The sequence below is a fragment of the Sphingomonas sp. GW822-FHT03G08 genome (assembly GCF_058801135.1).
On sequence record NZ_JBXAMZ010000001.1, the window covers coordinates 3,039,012 to 3,054,820 of the forward strand.

Consider the following 15,809-nt stretch of genomic DNA (forward strand, 5'->3'; position numbering starts at 1 on the left):
CGTGGAGACTTGTCATGCCTGATACACTTCCCGCGTTCCCGACCATCGACAGCCTGAACTGGTCGCCGCCTTCGCAGACCGACCCCGTCGAAATGGTCCGGTCCACGCGCAACCTGATCATCTATGCAGATGCGGACAACGCCGACTATCAGGACAATGTCTGGGACCAGGAAAGCGGCGACGGCGCGCCGCGGCTCAACAATTGGTGGGACGGCAGCGCGCCGGTGGCGCGCCAGTTCGTGCTGCGCAAATATTGGAAGATGGTGCCCGGCACCTTCACCCATCTCTCCCCCGGCACCCAGCTGCAGAAGAGCTGGGAATATGACCATGGCATCTCGACCACCGACACCGAATCGATCACCGCGCAGATGGGCTTTTCGGGCGGCGGGCTCAGCGCCAGCCTGAGCGCGACGCTTTCGCATTCGGTGACGATCAACGACCTGCAAAAGACCACCACCCAGTTCACCATCCAGCCGCCCGCCTCGGGCACCCGGGTGTGGCTGCTATGGGACCTGATGTACCAGTTCATGATCGTCCGCAGCGACAGCAACGACCCGATCCCGCAGGGTACCTATCGCGGCGACGTCGATTTCAGCAACGATGACCATTATTCCGGCGCCTATCTCAACTATCGCTGGACGAACCTGACCGTGTCGGCGGGCATATTGTGCCCGCAGGACCGGGTCTTCGCCTGAAGGCGCTTCCGGCCTCTTCCCTAGCGGAGAGGCCGGATTTGCGGCCTCGTGCTCCCAGGAAACTTGCAAAAACCCGCCCGTTCGCGCACGCGCGACCCATCATGACAGACGATGCTATCCTGCGCGCAGCTGCGCTCGAGTCCAAGGCCTGGCCCTACGAAGAAGCGCGCAAGCTGGTGAAACGCTATCCGCAGGGCAAGCCCGACGGTTCGCCCGTGCTGTTCGAGACCGGCTACGGCCCCTCGGGCCTGCCGCATATCGGCACCTTCCAGGAAGTGCTGCGCACCACCATGGTGCGCCACGCCTATGAGGAGATGACCGGCAACAAGACGCGGCTGATCGCGTTCAGCGACGACATGGACGGCCTGCGCAAGGTGCCGGACAATGTGCCGAACCAGGCGCTGCTCGCCGAGCATCTCGGCAAGCCGCTGTCGCGCATCCCGGATCCGTTCGAGAAGTTCGAAAGCTTCGCCGCGCACAACAACGCGATGCTGCGCGAATTCCTCGATCGCTTCGGCTTCGAGTATGAATTCGCGTCCTCGACCGACTATTATGGCTCGGGCCGCTTCGACGAGACGCTGCGCAAGGTGCTGCGCAACTACCAGGCGATCATGGACGTGATGCTGCCGACGCTGCGCGCCGAGCGCCAGGCGACCTATTCGCCGGTGCTGCCGGTGAGCCCGAAAAGCGGCGTCGTGCTGCAGGTGCCGGTGGAAGTGATCGATGCCGAGGCCGGCATCATCCGCTTCGAGGATGAAGGCGAGACGATCGAGCAGTCGATCTTCGGCGGCCAGGCCAAGCTTCAGTGGAAGCCCGACTGGGGCATGCGCTGGGCGGCTCTCGGCGTTGATTATGAGATGTACGGCAAGGATCTGATCGACAGCGGCGTGCAGAGCGGCAAGATCACCCAGGTGCTGGGCGGCAGGCGCCCCGAGGGGCTGATCTACGAGCTGTTCCTCGACGCCAAGGGCGAGAAGATCTCCAAGTCGAAGGGCAACGGTCTCTCCATTGAGGAATGGCTGACCTACGGGCCGGACGAGAGCCTGGCCTTCTACATCTATCGCGAGCCCAAGAAGGCGAAGTCGCTGCACCTGGGGCTGATCCCGCGCGCGATCGAGGAATATTGGCAGTTCCGCGCCAACTATCCGACCCAGGAGATCGCGCAGAAGCTGGGCAACCCGGTCCACCATATCCATGGAGGCAAGGTGCCGGCCGAAACGCTGCCGGTGACCTTCGGGCTGCTGCTCAACCTGGTCAGCCTGCCGGGCGTGGGCAATCGCGAGACGATCTGGGGCTTCCTGCGCCGCTATTCGCCGGACCTGTCGCCGGAGAGCCATCCCGAGCTCGACCGTATGGTCGGCTATGCGATCCGCTACGCGAAGGACTTCGTCGAGCCTACGCTGCTGCGCCGCGCGCCGAGCGAAGCCGAAGCGGGTGCGCTGCGCCAGCTCGACGCGCAGCTTGCCGAACTGCCCGAGGACGCCTCGGCCGAGGATATCCAGAACATCGTCTACGAGATCGGCAAGACCGATGCGTTCGAGAACCTCCGCGACTGGTTCAAGGCGCTCTACGAGACGCTGCTGGGCAGCGAGCAGGGGCCGCGCATGGGCAGCTTCATCGCGCTCTACGGGATCGAGAACAGCCGCAAGCTGATCACCGAGGCGCTGGCCAAGGCATGAGCCGCATCGCCGCCGCCACACGCGCCTTCATCGCGAGCGAGGCGGCGGGCGGCGTGGTGCTGATGGCGGCATCGGCGTGCGCGCTGATCGTCGCCAATTCGCCGCTGGCAGCGGATTATTTCCATGTGCTCCACGTGGAACTGGGGCCGCTCAGCCTGCATGGCTGGGTGAACGACGCGCTGATGGCGGTGTTCTTCCTGCTCGTTGGCCTGGAGATCAAGGCGGAGATCACCGAGGGCCAGCTCGCCAGTTGGTCACAGCGCACCCTGCCGGTGATCGCGGCGGCGAGCGGCATGGCAGTGCCGGCGCTGGTCTATATCGCCGTCACGGCCTCCGCGCCCGGACTGACGCGCGGCTGGGCGATTCCGGCGGCAACCGACATCGCCTTTGCGATGGGGCTGCTCGGGCTGCTCGGCAAGCGCGCGCCGGCATCGCTCAAGCTCCTGCTCACCACCATCGCGATCGTCGACGACATGGGCGCGGTGATCATCATCGCGCTGGCCTATACCGCCAAGCTCAACCTGGTCGCGCTGGCCGGCGCGGGCGTGGTGCTGGCAGCGATGCTCGCCTGCAGCCGCATGCGGGTGACACGGCTCGGGCCCTATCTGGTGCTGGCGGCGCTGCTGTGGCTCTGCGTCTTCGCCTCCGGCGTGCATGCGACCATCGCGGGCGTGGCGGCGGCGCTGGCGATCCCCCGCGCCGCCGGACTAAAGCTCGAACATGCGCTCAACCCCTGGGTGGCGTTCGGAATCGTGCCGCTGTTCGGCTTCGCCAATGCGGGCGTGGCGCTGCCCGGATGGGAGGCACTGCTGGCGCCGCTGCCGCTCGCCGTCGCGCTCGGGCTGTTCGCCGGCAAGCAGGTCGGCGTGTTCGGAAGCATATGGCTGGCGGTGAAGGCCGGCATCGCCCCTAAGCCACATGCGCGCTGGGGGCAAATCTATGGCATGGCGCTGCTCGCCGGCATCGGCTTCACGATGAGCCTGTTCATCGGCGGGCTGGCCTTCCCGGGCAACGCCGTGCTGACCGACCAGGTGAAGATCGGCGTGCTCGCCGGATCGCTCCTGTCGGCGCTGGCCGGTTACCTGGTCCTGCGCTCGACCAGCACCGCTACCACCAGCACCATGAACCCGCCGAGCGAGAGCAGCGCACCGACCCAGCCGGTCGACGTCCAGCCATAGCCGGCGGCGATCGCAAGACCGCCCAGCCAGGGGCCGAGCGCATTGGCGGTGTTGAAAGCGGAGTGGTTGAGCGAAGCTGCGAGCCCCTGGGCTTCGCCGGCCACGTCCATCAACCGGGTCTGCAGCACCGCGCCGAGCGCGCCGAGGAACCCTATCGCGAAGATATCGAGCGCGATGCTCCATAGCTGATGCGCGGCGAGCGGATAGAAGGCGAGCGCAACCGCGCTGCCGAGCAGCAGCACCGCGGCAGTGGGCATCAGCGCCCGGTCGGCGAACTTGGGCACGATGATGCTGCCCAGCGTCGCGCCCATGCCGAAGATCGCCAGCACCAGTGGGATCATCGCCGGCGACGCCTTGGTCACCTCGAGCATGGTCGAAGCGACATAGGTGTAGACGCAGAACATGCCGCCAAAACCGATCGCGCTGATGCCGAGCGTGAGCCACACTTGGCCATTGGCGAGCGCGCCGAGCTCCTTGAGCGGGCTCGCGCCATGCTGGGGCGGATCGCGCGGGGCGAGCGCCGCGACCAGCACCACCGTCGCCAGTGCCAGCACACCGACCACGACAAAGCCCCAGCGCCAGCCGACTGCCTGGCCCAGCCAGTTGGCGAGCGGCACGCCGAGGATCGTCGCCACCGTGAGGCCGAGCATCATCCTGCCAACTGCCTGCGACCGCTTGTTCATCGGCACCAGCGAAGCGGCGACCAGTGCGGCGATGCCGAAATAGGCACCGTGCGGCAGGCCGGAGAGGAAGCGGAACAGCAGCAGCCAGTGATAATTGGGCGCCGCCGCGCTCAGCGTGTTGAACAGGGCGAAGGCGCCCATCAGCAGGAGCAGCGTGAAACGGCGCGACAGCTTGGCCGCACCCACCGCAATCAGCGGCGCGCCAACCACCACGCCCAGCGCATAGGCGCTGATGACATGGCCGGCCGAAGGCGCGTCGATGCCGAGCCCCTGCGCCATGTACGGCACCAGGCTCATCGTTGCGAACTCGGTGGTGCCGATGGCAAAGCCGCCCATCGCGAGCGCGAAATGGACGAGGCCGACATTATGGGTCGGTGCGCTGGTGCTGGTGGGGGCGTGCATTGGCGCCCAAGTGGCCATGCTGCACTGCAGCGTCAATGCCTGTAGGGCGCAACATACGAATGCAGAAACTGCATTTGTCCAGGCCGGCTTCAACGAGCCACCGCATCCCCTCGCCAAGCTTGCCCTATAAGGAAGGGTAACTGCGAAAAATACAGGTGCGCCGTGCACTTGAGAGGCGCAGGCGCGTTGGCGGACGATGACTGAAACTGGCGGCTATTCCCGTGGCACTCCCGGATACAGGCGCCTGACGCTCGCGATGCTGTTCGCCGGCTTCTCGACCTTCTCGCTGCTCTATTCCGCCCAGCCGCTGCTGCCGCTCTTCGCCAGCGAATTCCATCTGAGCGCCGAGGTCGCCAGCCTCGCCATCTCGCTCGCGACCGGACCGCTCGCGGTGGCGATCGTCGTTGCCGGCATGCTCTCCGATAAGCTCGGGCGGAGGCCGCTGATGGTAGGCGCAATGTTCGGCGCGGGGTTGCTGACCATGCTGACCGGCCTGGCGCCGGGCTGGGACGCGCTGCTGGCCTTGCGCTTCCTCACTGGCATCGCGCTGGCCGGCATGCCGGCGGTCGCCATGGCCTATGTCAGCGAGGAGATCGAGCCGCGCTCGGTGGGGCCGGCAATGGGCCTCTATATCGCGGGCAGCGGGATCGGCGGCATGGCCGGACGCCTGGGCGTGAGCCTCATCACCGAACTGGTCGACTGGCGCTGGGGGCTGATCGGAGTGGGGCTGGCCGGGCTGGCAATGGCCGAGGGCTTTCGCCGTCTCGCCCCGCGCTCGCGCCGCTTCGTGGCGCAGGAAGTCCATCCCAGCGCCGTGATCGCCGCCGGGCGCGACCTGTTCCGCGACCGCGCCATGCCGCTGCTCTATACCGAGGCGTTCCTGCTGATGGGCGTGTTCGTCACCATCTACAATTATGTCGGCTTCCGCCTGCTCGCGCCGCCGTTCGGGCTGAGCCATGCGGCGATCGGCGCGATCTTCCTGCTCTATCTGCTCGGCTCGGTAAGCTCGACCTGGTTCGGACATTTGGCAGAGAAGCGCGGACGCCGGCTGATCTTCTGGATCCCGACTGCGATGCTGCTGGTCGGCGTGGCGCTGACTGCCTCGACCTGGCTGGCCCTGGTGGTGGCGGGGATCGGCATCGTCACTATCGGCTTTTTCGGCGCCCATTCGATCGCCTCGAGCTGGGTCGGCAGGCGCGCGCGGGCCAGCCGGGGGCAAGCAGCGGCCTTCTACCTGTTCTTCTATTATCTGGGATCGAGCGTGCTCGGCTCGGCGGGAGGCTTTGCCTGGACCGGCTGGGGCTGGGGCGGCGTGGCCCTCTATTGCGGGGTGCTGACGGTGCTCGCGCTGGCCATTGCTGCCAAGCTCTCGACCATCCCACCGCTGCCGTTGCCCGAGGTCACGCCGCCGCGAGCGATGGGAACGGACTAGGCATCGAAATCCCCTTCCGCCTTCAACACCACCAGCGGCTCCAGGCACGCCGAAGGATTGCCGCCTTCTCGGCCGATCTCGCGCGAAAGGCAGGCACCGGCAGCCTGCACCAACCTGATCCGCTCGGCATAGCGCCGCGCCTCGCAGATCGCCGCGAAGCTGCCCGATGACGGACCATTGGCACCGGTCATGACCCCGACCAGCCCGCATTCGCGCTGGATATAGCCACGCCAGCCGGCGAGCAGCGCGGCGACGCTTTCGGCGGGAAAGGCATTGCCGTGCGAGGGCGGAAGCTGCGCGACCTGGCGCAGCAGCACGGCATCGGCGCGATCGAGTTGTTTCGCCGCCTTCACCGCCTCCATCTGGTCGCGGCGCAATTCGTCGATCGACTGGGCCCGCACCGGCAGGACCGGGAACAGCGCCAGAGCAGCAAGCAGGGGAGCAAGTCGTCCTATCATGGGGGACGACTATGCCGGGACCTGAACAAAACAAAAGGGGGCGTTCCGGCGAGGAACACCCCCTATATTGTTCGCCCGAGAAGGGATCAGAGCTTCTCGGTCAGCTCCGGGACGATCTTGAACAGGTCGCCGACCAGGCCGATGTCCGCGACCTGGAAGATCGGGGCATCCTCGTCCTTGTTGATCGCGATGATCGTCTTGGAGTCCTTCATGCCGGCGAGGTGCTGGATCGCACCCGAGATGCCGATCGCGACATAGACTTCCGGAGCGACGATCTTGCCGGTCTGGCCGACCTGATAGTCGTTCGGGGCATAGCCCGCGTCCACCGCGGCGCGCGAGGCGCCGACGGCGGCGCCGAGCTTGTCCGCCAGCGGATCGATCTGCGCGTGGAACTGCTCCGACGAGCCGAGCGCGCGGCCGCCCGAGACGATCACCTTGGCGCTGGTCAGCTCCGGACGCTCCGACTTGGCGATCTCGGCACCCGCGAAGGTGGAGAGGCCCTTGTCGCCTTCGCCCGATACGGCTTCGATCGCGCCCGAACCGCCGGTGGCCGCCGCCTTGGGGAAGGCGGTGCCGCGCACGGTGATCACCAGCTTCTTGTCGCTGGTCTGCACGGTGGCGATCGCGTTGCCGGCGTAGATCGGACGGGTGAAGGTGTCGGCACCCTCGACCGAGAGGATATCCGAGATCTGCATCACGTCGAGCGCGGCAGCCACGCGCGGCGCGATGTTCTTGCCGGTGGTGGTCGCCGGGAAGAGGACCGCGTCGTGCGTGCCCATCAGCGACACGATCAGCGGCGCGATGTTCTCTGCCAGGAAATGCTCATAAGCCGCGTCATCGGCGACATGGACCTTGCCCACGCCTTCGATCGCCGCCGCCGCCTGGGCAACGCCATCGACGCCCTTGCCGGCGACGAGGAGATGGACTTCACCGAGCTTCGCCGCAGCGGTGACCGCCGAGAGGGTGGCGTCCTTCAGGCTCTGATTGTCGTGCTCGACCCAAACCAGCGTCTTCATTTCGCGACTCCCAGACCCTTGAGCTTTTCGACCAGCTCGTCGACCGAGCCCACCTTGATGCCGGCCGTGCGCTTGGCCGGCTCGACGACCTTGAGCGTCTTGAGGCGCGGGGTGACATCGACGCCGTAATCCGCGACGGTCTTCTTCGCGACCGGCTTGGACTTGGCCTTCATGATGTTCGGCAGCGTGGCGTAGCGCGGCTCGTTGAGGCGAAGATCGGTGGTGACGATCGCCGGCAGCTTGAGATCCACGGTCTCGAGGCCACCATCGACTTCGCGGGTGACCTGTACGCCGTTGCCGCCCAGCTCGACCTTCGAGGCGAAGGTGCCCTGGGGCCAGCCGAGCAGCGCGGCGAGCATCTGGCCGGTCTGGTTGCTGTCGTCGTCGATCGCCTGCTTGCCGAGGATGATCAGCCCGGGCTGCTCTTCTTTGGCGACCTTGGCGAGGAGCTTGGCGACGGCCAGCGGCTCGATTTCGTCATCGGTCTGGATCAGGATGCCGCGATCGGCGCCCATGGCGCGTGCGGTGAGCAGCACATCGGTCTCCGCCTTGGCGACGCCGATGGTGACGACGACCACCTCGGTCGCGGCGCCCTTTTCCTTGAGGCGCACGGCTTCCTCGATCGCGATCTCGTCGAACGGGTTCATGCTCATCTTGACGTTGGCGAGATCGACCCCCGTCCCATCCGCCTTCACGCGGGGCTTCACATTGTAGTCAAGCACGCGCTTGACCGGCACCAGAACTTTCATCGAAATCCTCTCCATCGCTGGAAGAACGGCAATGCCAACCGCTAATGCCCGAGATTCCGGCCAAGTCCACCCCAAACAGTGATAGGGCATACCCAATCATCGAAAAATCGGTGCGGATGGCCGTTTTGCCGAGGCACCGCGAGTTCACCCGAAATTCAGACGCGAACATGCAGCTTCGTGAAGAAAGGGAGAGGACAGATGGGGAAGTACCAGCTGATCATCGGAGCAGCGCTGGCCGCAAGCGTCGCCACCGCGCCCGCGCTTGCGCAGGATGCGCCGGTTTCCGCCAAGGAGAAGAAGCCGCCCGCAACCATCGCCAGGCCGGGCGGCGCGGTCTCGTCGAGCTATGCGCGCTGCGCGCCCGGCAGCCCGATCGGCGGCATCGTGGTGAAGGGCGGGGTGAACCCGACCAGGCGGGAGGGCGCGGCCGAGCCGGAATGCCAGTCCACGACGGGCGGCGAAGCGGTGGAGGGCCGAACCTATACCGGCGGCCGGCGCAACGAGGACGCGCCCGCAGCTGCGGTTGAGGCGACGGCGGCCGGGGACATGTCTGCGCGCCTGTCGATGACGCCGACCACGGCCAAGGCGGTCACGCCATCCGCGCCGGCGGGCAAGAGCATCAGCGAGAAGGGCTTGCCCGCATCGAAGCCGCACTGAACGAAAAGGGCGGGAGAGACCCGGTCTCTCCCGCCCCTTCGATCCAGGACGACTGTCAGCCAGTCAGGTCGCTCAGGCGGCGACCTTCTTGACCTCGGCCACGATCTTCTTGGCGGCGTCGCCCAGATCGTTGGCGGGGACGATCGCCAGGCCCGAATTGGCCAGGATGTCCTTGCCCTGCTGGACGTTGGTGCCCTCGAGGCGCACGACCAGCGGTACCGAGAGGTTCACTTCCTTCGCCGCGGCGACAATGCCCTCGGCGATGATGTCGCAGCGCATGATGCCGCCGAAGATGTTGACCAGGATGCCCTTCACCGCCGGATCGCTCAGGATGATCTTGAACGCCGCGGTGACCTTCTCCTTGTTGGCGCCACCGCCCACGTCGAGGAAGTTGGCCGGGAACATGCCGTTGAGCTTGATGATGTCCATCGTGGCCATCGCCAGGCCAGCGCCGTTGACCATGCAGCCGATGTCGCCGTCGAGCTTGATGTAGGCGAGGTCGTACTTCGACGCCTCGAGCTCCATCGGATCCTCCTCCGACTCGTCGCGCAGGTCGGCGAGGTCCTTGTGGCGGAACATCGCGTTCGAATCGAAGCCGACCTTGGCGTCGAGGACGAGGAGGTTGCCCTGCTCGGTCAGCGCGAGCGGGTTGACTTCGATCTGCGCGGCATCGGTCGCCAGGAAGGCGGCGAACAGCGACGACGCGACCTTGGCGGCCTGCTTGCCCTGGTCGCCGGTCAGGCCCAGCGCGGCAGCGACGGCGCGGCCGTGGTGCGGCATGAAGCCGGTCGCGGGATCGACGTCGAAAGTGTGGATCTTCTCGGGAGTCGAATGCGCGACTTCCTCGATGTCCATGCCGCCCTCGGTCGAGACGACAAAGGCGACGCGGCCGGTGACGCGGTCGACGAGGAGCGCGAGGTAGAACTCCTTCGCGATGTCGGCGCCGTCGGTGATGTAGAGGCGGTTGACCTGCTTGCCATGCTCACCGGTCTGGATCGTCACCAGCGTGTTGCCGAGCATGTCGGTGGCGTGGGCACGGACCTCGTCCAGCGAGAAGGCGAGGCGGACGCCGCCCTTCGCATCGGGGCCGAGCTCCTTGAACTTGCCCTTGCCGCGGCCGCCGGCATGGATCTGCGACTTCACGACGAAGAGCGGTCCGGGCAGCTTCTTGGCGGCCTCGACGGCCTCCTCGACGGTGAACGCGGCGAAGCCGGCAGCGATCGGCGCGCCATACTTGGCGAGCAGTTCCTTGGCCTGATATTCATGGATGTTCATGGGACGCGCCCTCGTCTTTTGTGGCGGGAAGGAGTTTGCGGGTGCCTTAAGCACGGCGCGCGCGCGAATCCAAATCTTTTCGCAGTAAATGCGATTGCGACAAACTTGCAATAAGTCGTCGTAAAGCCGGTATGGCGGGAAGTGCCGCCCACCGCTAGGAAATCGCCATGACCCTCGTCCTTGCCGCTGCACTGCTGCTCTCGCCCTCTGCCGAACCTGGTGTTGCCCATCAGGCGCTCGACCGGCTCATCGGGTGCTGGGACGCGCCGGGCGAAGTGATGGGCAAGCGCGTCGCGACTCGGGTGCGGGCCGCGTGGCGGCTGGGCGGGCGCTACCTGCTGCTGGAATCGCACGGCCTCGATCCGGCCGATCCCTATGACGCGGCGATCATGATCGGTGACCATGACGGGGACAGGCTAAGCGCGTGGTGGATGGACAGTTTCGGCGCGGGCTACAGCGCCGCCGGCAAGGGCCAGGCCGACAAGGCCGGCGCCATCGCGATCGACTATGCCTATCCCGATGCGCTCTACGCCAATCGGCTGACGCCGCAGGGCAAGGGCTGGCGCTGGACGATCACCGAGCGCAAGCTCGACGGCAGCGAGAAGCCCTTTGCCAGCTATACGCTGAGCCCGGCCAAATGCGACGGCACGGCCTTCGCCTTCTGAGCCGGAACGCCTATCTAATGCTCATGTCGCCCTGGATCGGCCTTGCCCTGTTCCTTGCCACGCTCGCCGGGATGGAGCTGTTCGCCTGGGCGATGCACCGCTGGGTGATGCACGGCCCGGGCTGGTTCCTGCACGAGAGCCACCACCGTGCCCGCACCGGCTGGTTCGAGTGGAACGACCTCTACGCGGTGATCTTCGCGGTGCCCTCGATCATCCTGATCTATGGCGGCGTACAGGCGGGCTGGTGGCCTGGTTCCACGTGGATCGGTGCCGGAATCGCAGGCTATGGCGCGATCTATTTCGGCTTCCACGACGTGATCGTCCACCAGCGGGTGCGCCATCGCTATGTCCCGCGCTCGCGCTACATGAAGCGGATCGTCCAGGCGCACCGACTGCATCACGCGGTCGAATCCAGGCAAGGCGCGGTCAGCTTCGGCTTCCTCTGGGCCGCGCCCGCCGACGAGCTGAAGCGCCAGCTCAAGGCTCGTGGCAGTTCGGCCCGCATCCGCACGAACCCGGATTGACGACTGATCCAGTGCCGGACACATGCTTGTGTCCATGGAGCATCTGAACCTCCCCGAGTCCGAATGGCGCAAGCGCCTCAACCCGGAACAGTTTCACGTGCTGCGAGAGGCCGGGACCGAACCCGCCTTTTCCGGCCGCTTTACCGACAACAAGGCCGATGGCCTGTATCTCTGTGCCGGCTGCAAGCTCGAGTTGTTCGACAGCGCCGACAAATATGATTCGGGATCGGGCTGGCCCAGCTTCACCCGGCCGCTCGATTCGGAGAACGTCACCGAGCATGCCGATGTCAGCCATGGCATGCGCCGCGTCGAACTGCGCTGCGCCCGTTGCGACGGGCATCAGGGCCATGTCTTTCCCGACGGGCCGCCGCCGACCGGCCTGCGCTACTGCATCAACTCGGCCAGCCTCGATTTTCGTTCACGTGGTGGCAACCACAATGCCGCTAGCGACCGGGCTTGAGCGCCTGATCCTTGTGAGCGGGCCGAATAGGGCTTAATCGCACTCCCCCGATGCCATCGAAAAACCTGCCAGCCGTGATCCGCACGCCCAAATGGCGTGACCTTGCCTTCTGGAAGCGCCTTGCCTTCTGGACTCTGATCAGCGGGGGCAGCCTGGCGCTGCTTGCATTCATCGCGCTGCTGATCGCGGTCTATTCGACCAAGTCGACGCTGCCGAGCTTCGACGAACTCAAGTCGTCGCCCAACGGCCAGATGATCCGCGTCCATGCCGCCGACGGCACCGTGCTGGTCTCGCTCGGGCCGAGCTATGGCGAGTGGATCAAGTACGACCAGATCCCGCAGGTGATGAAGGACGCGATCATCGCCACCGAGGATCGCCGCTTCGAATCGCACTGGGGCGTCGATCCGGTCGGTGTCGCCCGCATGTTCTGGCGCGCCAAGCAGCTGCATGACGAAGGCCGGCGCCTCCAGGGCGGCTCGACCATCACCCAGCAGGTGGCACGCACCATCTTCCTGTCGAACAAGTACGACCTCGGCCGCAAGGTGCGCGAAGGCATCATCGCGCTGTCGATGGAGCGCAAGTTCACCAAGAACGAGATTCTCGAGCTCTATCTCAACAAGGTCTATTTCGGCGGCGGCGCCTATGGGATCGACGCGGCGAGCCGGAAGTTCTTCGGCCATCCGGCGACGAATCTGAGCCTGGCCGAGGCGGCGGTGATCGCCGGCCTGGTCAAGGCGCCGTCGCATTATTCGCCCACCGCCGACGCCGACGCTGCGATCGGCCGCGCCAGCGTAGTGCTCGACCTGATGGCCGAGACCGGCAAGATCACCGAGGCGCAGGCCAAGGGCACCGATCCGCGCACCGTGGCACTTGCGCCCGAACCCAAGCAGAACAGCGTACGCTACTTCACCGACTGGGCGCTGCCCCAGCTCGAAGTGCTGATCGACGAGACCGAAGCGCCGCTCGAGGTGTGGACCACGCTCGACCTGGGCATGCAGCGCGCCGCCGACGATGCGATCCGCGCCAACGCCCCGAAAAACGCGCAGGGTGCGCTGGTCAGCCTCGACCGCGACGGCGCCGTCCGCGCGATGGTCGGCGGCAAGGACTATGTCGCCTCGATCTACAACCGCGCGACCCAGGCGACGCGCCAGCCGGGCTCGGCGTTCAAGCTGTTCGTCTATCTCGCCGCGCTGGAATCGGGCCACAAGCCCGACGACCTGGTGGTCGACGAGCCGGTGACGATCAATGGCTGGAGCCCCCGCAACAGCTCGGGCGCGTTCCGCGGCGAGATGAACATCCGCACCGCCTTCGCCTATTCGGTCAATACGATCGCGGCGAAGCTCGGCCAGGAGGTCGGCTTCGGCGCGATCGCCGACATGGCGCGCCGCTTCGGCATCACCACGCCGGTGGACACGCATCCGGCGATGGTGCTCGGCACTTCGGACGTGCGCCTGATCGACATGACCCGCGCCTTCGCCTCGGTGGCGAACAAGGGCGTGGCGGTGACGCCCTATGGCATCACTCGGGTGACTGCGAACGGCGCGGTGATCTACCAACACGAGGTGGACACCAGCCATGTGCTCGTCGCGCCTTATGTCGCGGCGCAAATGACCGACCTGATGCAGACCGCGGTCGCCACCGGCACCGGCCGCGCCGCGCAGATCGGCCGCCCGGTCGCAGGCAAGACCGGCACCACCACTTCGAACAAGGACGGCTGGTTCGTCGGCTTCTCCTCGGGCCTTACCACGGGCGTTTGGATGGGCCGCGACGATGCCAGGGTCGTCCCCGGCCTGCAGGGCGGCACCGCCCCGGCGCGTGCCTTCCATGACTTCATGATCAAGGCCGTGGCCAAGCGCCCGGTCGAGCAGTTCGACACCCAGGTGACCCTGCCCGAGTACCAGCTCGACGAAGAGAACGCCGCCTATGGCGAGCCCGACAATGGCGTGTTCGTCGATGAGGACGGCAATCCGGTGCCCGAAGACCAGCAGCCGCGCAGCGACGGCACCGAACAGGTCCAGCCGATTCCCGGCCAGCAGGGCGGCCAGGGCGACGAGCAGCTCGACCAGGACTGGATCGACCGGATGACCGGCCGCCGTCCCTCGGCGCCTGCGCAGCCACAGCGCGATCCCCGGGACACACCGCGCGACGCGCCGCGGCAGCAAGCGCCCCAGCCGCGGGACGCGGCGCCTCGCGGCGAACAGCAATAACACTTTGTGAGCCCCCTCCCGGAAGGGAGGGGAAGTATCACCGCCCGTACCAGTGCAGCCCGGCGCCGTTGCGCTTGAGCCAGGCCCGGGCCCGCTCGGGATCGCCCTCGTAGAGCTCGGCCACCACCCGGTGGAACGCCGGCGAATGGTTCATATGGATGCGGTGCGCCACTTCATGCGCCACCGTGGAGCGGCGGACGAAACTCGGGGCGAGCAGCAGCCGCCAGCTGTAGCGAATCTGGCCCGACGAAGCGCAGCTGCCCCAGCGGCCGCGCGGATCGCCGATCGATACCTTGGTGACCGTCACCCCGGCACGCTCGGCATATTCGGCGGTTTCCTCGCTCAGCAGATCGAGCGCCGCCTGGCGGAGCCAGCGCTCGATGCGCTTCTTCAACCCCTCGCGCGGGCCACCGCAGAGCAGCTGGTCGCCGATCAGGCGCGGGGTGCGGCCGGCACCGGTCGCGGGCCAGACGATCTCCACTTCGGCATCGCCGATCGGAATCCGCGCGCCCGGCTCGAACGGCCGTGCCTCGGGCATCTTGGCCTGCTGCGCCGCAATCCAGCCCTGATGCTCACGCGCCCAGTCCATCGCCTTCTTGAGCGAAGCGCGTGGCGGCAAAGTGAGCTTTATCCGGCCACTGCGCGGATCGACCGAGAGCCGCATCCGCCGCGAGCGGGCGTTGCGGACCACCTCGATCTCGGGGTCGCTCAAAGCTCGCGGTCCACCAGGTGATGCTCGAAGTCGATCACGTCGTCCTCGCTGACCGTCCAGCCGCGAGTCGATTCACCGGCCTTGTGGACGGCTTCGGGATCGCCGCTCACCAGATAGTGCCAGTCGGGCAGCGGCTTGCCCTCGCTGCGCAGGCGATAGGCACAGGTGGAGGGAAGCCACTCGATCTCGGGCACGTTGCGCACCGTCAGCCGCACGCATTCGGGGACATAGGCGTGGCGGTGCTTGTAGTCCGAACAGCGCCCCATCCGCCGATCGAGCAGGCGGCAGGCGACGTTGGTGGCGTGCAGCTCACCCGTCTCCTCATCCTCCAGCTTGTGGATGCAGCATTTGCCGCAGCCGTCGCAAAGGGCTTCCCATTGCGCACGGTCGAGCTTTTCCAGCGGCAGGTCTTCCCAGAATTTCCCGGTCATTTCACCCAGTGTTCGAGCTCCGCCACAAGGGCCGGAGCATCCTTCTCGATCGGCAGCGACGTGATTGGCTTGCCGTCCCGGTCCATCAGATAGGCAATCTGGCTGTGTCCTACCAGATAGGCGCCGCCCGGACCGGGTGCTTCCTTCTTGGCATAGACCGCATATTGCCTGGTAACCGCCTGGATCGCCGCCGGAGTGCCGGTGAGCCCGACGATCCGGTCGTCGAAATTGCGGACGAACTCGCCGACCACCTTGGGCGTGTCGCGCTCGGGATCGACGGTGATGAAGATCGGCACGATCGCCTTCGCCTTGTCCGGCGCCTGCTTGTCGAGCGTCTTCATCGCCTGGCCGATCTTGAGCATGTCGTTCGGGCAGATGTCCGGGCACCAGGTGTACCCGAAATAGACGATGCGATATTTGCCGGCGAAATCGCCGTCGCGAACCGTCTTGCCCGCGGGATCGGTGAGCGCGAACGGCCCGCCGATCCGCGCCCCGGCCAGCGGGGGCTCATCGGCCGCGCCGCCGCTGCAGCCTGAGACGATCAGTAGCAAAGGCGCAAAGGCCTGAAATATCCTGCTCATGGTAT

Annotated in this window: 17 protein-coding genes; 9 read left to right on the forward strand and 8 right to left on the reverse strand. The window is 66.4% G+C overall.

The window, feature by feature from the left end; translation table 11 throughout:
* Positions 1–14: 14 nt before the first annotated feature.
* The 3 genes from AC1RJ5_RS14065 (at position 15) to nhaA (ending at position 3,552) form a co-directional block, all read left to right on the forward strand.
* On the forward strand, positions 15–695 hold the full coding sequence (locus tag AC1RJ5_RS14065; RefSeq protein ID WP_493113870.1) for a hypothetical protein: 681 nt from the start codon (positions 15–17) through the stop codon (positions 693–695).
* A 101-nt stretch (positions 696–796) separates the two neighbouring features.
* Positions 797–2,374, forward strand: coding sequence for a lysine--tRNA ligase (locus AC1RJ5_RS14070; RefSeq protein ID WP_493113872.1), 1,578 nt, complete (start codon positions 797–799; stop codon positions 2,372–2,374).
* Complete coding sequence (gene nhaA, locus AC1RJ5_RS14075) at positions 2,371–3,552, forward strand: Na+/H+ antiporter NhaA (RefSeq protein ID WP_493113874.1); 1,182 nt, start codon at positions 2,371–2,373, stop codon at positions 3,550–3,552. Before AC1RJ5_RS14070 ends, nhaA begins: the two co-directional genes overlap by 4 nt.
* Here the strand turns inward: nhaA and AC1RJ5_RS14080 are convergent.
* Entirely contained in the window at positions 3,453–4,637 is a 1,185-nt protein-coding gene (locus AC1RJ5_RS14080; RefSeq protein ID WP_269573349.1) for an MFS transporter, read from the reverse strand. The two genes, nhaA and AC1RJ5_RS14080, sit on opposite strands and share 100 nt — an antisense overlap.
* A gap of 196 nt (positions 4,638–4,833) precedes the next feature.
* Here AC1RJ5_RS14080 and AC1RJ5_RS14085 point away from each other — a divergent pair, with 196 nt between their 5' ends.
* Positions 4,834–6,069, forward strand: coding sequence for an MFS transporter (locus tag AC1RJ5_RS14085; RefSeq protein ID WP_493113877.1), 1,236 nt, complete (start codon positions 4,834–4,836; stop codon positions 6,067–6,069).
* Here AC1RJ5_RS14085 and AC1RJ5_RS14090 read toward each other — a convergent pair.
* The 3 genes from AC1RJ5_RS14090 to AC1RJ5_RS14100 all read right to left on the reverse strand — a co-directional run bounded on the left by AC1RJ5_RS14090 (position 6,066) and on the right by AC1RJ5_RS14100 (position 8,292).
* Entirely contained in the window at positions 6,066–6,527 is a 462-nt protein-coding gene (locus AC1RJ5_RS14090; protein WP_342249245.1) for a hypothetical protein, read from the reverse strand. The two genes, AC1RJ5_RS14085 and AC1RJ5_RS14090, sit on opposite strands and share 4 nt — an antisense overlap.
* Before the next feature lie 86 nt (positions 6,528–6,613).
* A complete protein-coding gene (locus AC1RJ5_RS14095) occupies positions 6,614–7,543 on the reverse strand; it encodes an electron transfer flavoprotein subunit alpha/FixB family protein (RefSeq protein ID WP_269573345.1) in 930 nt (309 codons plus the stop codon).
* A complete protein-coding gene (locus AC1RJ5_RS14100) occupies positions 7,540–8,292 on the reverse strand; it encodes an electron transfer flavoprotein subunit beta/FixA family protein (protein WP_493113880.1) in 753 nt (250 codons plus the stop codon). The genes AC1RJ5_RS14095 and AC1RJ5_RS14100 overlap by 4 nt, the downstream gene beginning before the upstream one ends.
* A 198-nt stretch (positions 8,293–8,490) precedes the next feature.
* Between AC1RJ5_RS14100 and AC1RJ5_RS14105 the strand changes: the two genes are divergently transcribed.
* Positions 8,491–8,949, forward strand: a complete 459-nt coding sequence (locus tag AC1RJ5_RS14105; RefSeq protein ID WP_493113882.1) for a hypothetical protein — start codon at positions 8,491–8,493, stop codon at positions 8,947–8,949.
* Positions 8,950–9,021: 72 nt separating this feature from the next.
* Here AC1RJ5_RS14105 and sucC read toward each other — a convergent pair whose 3' ends face one another.
* Positions 9,022–10,224 (reverse strand): ADP-forming succinate--CoA ligase subunit beta, encoded by a 1,203-nt coding sequence (gene sucC, locus AC1RJ5_RS14110; RefSeq protein WP_493113884.1) that lies wholly within the window; start codon positions 10,222–10,224, stop codon positions 9,022–9,024.
* Positions 10,225–10,391: 167 nt separating this feature from the next.
* Between sucC and AC1RJ5_RS14115 the strand changes: the two genes are divergently transcribed.
* The 4 genes from AC1RJ5_RS14115 to AC1RJ5_RS14130 are packed head-to-tail and all read left to right on the forward strand — an operon-like array spanning position 10,392 to position 14,080.
* Positions 10,392–10,889, forward strand: coding sequence for a hypothetical protein (locus tag AC1RJ5_RS14115; protein ID WP_493113886.1), 498 nt, complete (start codon positions 10,392–10,394; stop codon positions 10,887–10,889).
* A gap of 23 nt (positions 10,890–10,912) precedes the next feature.
* A complete protein-coding gene (locus AC1RJ5_RS14120; RefSeq protein ID WP_342249249.1) occupies positions 10,913–11,413 on the forward strand; it encodes a sterol desaturase family protein in 501 nt (166 codons plus the stop codon).
* 34 nt (positions 11,414–11,447) lie between these two features.
* Complete coding sequence (msrB, locus tag AC1RJ5_RS14125) at positions 11,448–11,873, forward strand: peptide-methionine (R)-S-oxide reductase MsrB (protein WP_184163282.1); 426 nt, start codon at positions 11,448–11,450, stop codon at positions 11,871–11,873.
* Between the two features lie 50 nt (positions 11,874–11,923).
* On the forward strand, positions 11,924–14,080 hold the full coding sequence (locus AC1RJ5_RS14130) for a transglycosylase domain-containing protein (RefSeq protein WP_493113888.1): 2,157 nt from the start codon (positions 11,924–11,926) through the stop codon (positions 14,078–14,080).
* Positions 14,081–14,117: 37 nt separating this feature from the next.
* Here the strand turns inward: AC1RJ5_RS14130 and AC1RJ5_RS14135 are convergent, their stop codons facing one another.
* The 3 genes from AC1RJ5_RS14135 to AC1RJ5_RS14145 are packed head-to-tail and all read right to left on the reverse strand — an operon-like array spanning position 14,118 to position 15,804.
* Positions 14,118–14,744, reverse strand: a complete 627-nt coding sequence (locus AC1RJ5_RS14135; protein ID WP_493114700.1) for a M48 family metallopeptidase — start codon at positions 14,742–14,744, stop codon at positions 14,118–14,120.
* A gap of 44 nt (positions 14,745–14,788) precedes the next feature.
* The gene (locus AC1RJ5_RS14140; RefSeq protein WP_184163288.1) at positions 14,789–15,223 is read right to left on the reverse strand and encodes a YcgN family cysteine cluster protein; all 435 of its coding nucleotides are present in this window, start codon (positions 15,221–15,223) and stop codon (positions 14,789–14,791) included.
* A complete protein-coding gene (locus AC1RJ5_RS14145) occupies positions 15,220–15,804 on the reverse strand; it encodes an SCO family protein (protein ID WP_269573337.1) in 585 nt (194 codons plus the stop codon). Before AC1RJ5_RS14145 ends, AC1RJ5_RS14140 begins: the two co-directional genes overlap by 4 nt.
* Positions 15,805–15,809 lie beyond the last annotated feature (5 nt).